Below are 1,722 nucleotides of genomic sequence, written 5' to 3'. Positions count from 1 at the left end.
GCGCGGGGCCTTGTCTCGTGGGACGTGTGCGTCTGCCCTCAGACATCCTGAGTAACACCTGTTTATTACACGCCCTACATCCGATAAGCCTGCCTTACAAACAGTTTCGGCGTGCGATGCTACATTGCCTCGTCACAAAAAAAACCATCGCACGCCATGTCCCGACGCCGTCACACACGCTTCTCCCTTGCCCTGCGCACCCTTGCCGGCGCTCTCGCCCTGGGCGCGGCAGGTTCCGCCGCCGCCGGTGTGTCGTACCGCCTGGACCGGCCATCCGCCGCCCCCGGCGAAACCGTCACCATCGAGGCCGTGTTCTTCAACGAAGACAGCGCGCGCGCCAACTGGCAAGCACCGCCCGAGCTGGTGCTGCAGTGGCGCGGCCAGGACGGCCAGATCGTGCGCAGCCTGGCCAAGCTTGCCGGCGACCGGGCCAGCTACAGCGTGCCCGTCAATAACTTCGCGCGCATGGCGTGGACCGCCGTCGTGCCCAGCACGGCACGCGGCCTGCAAGCCGTCTCCATCGAGGGACAGCCGTCGATGATGGCGCTGGACACCACCGGCCGTGAAAGCGGCACCGTTGCCAGCACGCCCGCCCAAGGCCCGGTGGTGGACGCCCGCAGCGGCCAGCCCGTGCCGGTCGCCGCCGTCACCGCCGTGGGCGCATCGCCCGAAGGCGGCCCCGCTCCCGACGCCGCCGTCGTGCCCAGCGTGCAGCCGCAAACGGCGTTCGACCGTTTCCGCAGCTCGATCTCGGAATACAAGCCGGTCTACTTCGACATCGGCACCCGCGGCCAAACCACCGCGCGCTTCCAGATCAGCGCCAAGTATCGCCTCTTCAGCCCCCACGGCGACCGTCCCGCGACCTGGGGCGAAAACTTCTACCTGGCCTACACCCAGACCTCGCTGTGGGACTTGCAGGGCGACTCCATGCCCTTCATCGACACCACCTTCAACCCCAGCGCCTTCTGGCTGTCGGACAACATGTGGCAGTCCGCCAACCAGAACTGGCGCTTCGGCATGAACACCGGCGTTGAACACAGCTCCAACGGTAAGGACGGCGAAGATTCCCGCTCGGTCAACGACGGCTACATCGAGCCGCGCTTCCACTACCGTTTCGACGGTGGCAGCACGCTGACCTTTGCCCCCAAGGTCAAAGCCTACTTTGGCGTCGCGGACGAAAACCGCGACTACGCCGACTACGCAGGACACGTCGACTGGCAACTGCGCTGGGCCCAAGACAACGGCGCCGTCGTCTCGGCGATGTACCGCCAGGGCGACCAGAAGCGCCGCACCACCCAGCTGGACTTCGCCTGGCCGTTGCAGCGCACGTGGCTGAACATGAACGGTTATCTGCACCTGCAATACTTCAACGGCTACGGCGAAACGCTGCTGGGCTACAACCAGCGCAACGAATCGCAATTCCGCATCGGCCTGTCGCTCGTCCCCTAAGACAACGAACCGAAGAATTACGCCCACCAAATGCCCACCGCCCGCCGCCCGCGCGGCAGGCGATGGGCGACCCTGCAAGACCTTCCAGACCACCCCTCCCCTGCACCAAAACGCCAAGCACACCCTCCTTCCCCACGGACGCCAGGTTCCCGCTGGCGGAGCCCGGGGCGGCGGCGGCCTGGGGGGCGCGGGGCGTCGATAAGCCCGAGGGAATCTGAAGGCAGTTGCCGCAGGCAACAACGAAGATGACGACGGGGCAGTCCGGAGCGAAGG

The 1,722-nt window shown here is 66.3% G+C and carries 1 protein-coding gene; it reads left to right on the top strand.

The features are described from left to right. Positions 1–156 precede the first annotated feature (156 nt). Positions 157–1,449, top strand: coding sequence for a phospholipase A (locus ACE039_RS28655; RefSeq protein ID WP_105557362.1), 1,293 nt, complete (start codon positions 157–159; stop codon positions 1,447–1,449). The last annotated feature ends 273 nt before the right edge of the window (positions 1,450–1,722 follow it).

The sequence above is a fragment of the Achromobacter maghribensis genome (genome assembly GCF_057334215.1).
Note: the sequence above shows the minus strand (reverse complement) of the source record. Positions and strands in the feature narration are given on the sequence as shown.

What these genes read in the sequence shown, in the direction of transcription:
- ACE039_RS28655 (WP_105557362.1), top strand. Translation starts at nt 157, where the DNA reads ATGTCCCGACGCCGTCACACACGCTTCTCCCTTGCCCTGCGCACCCTT.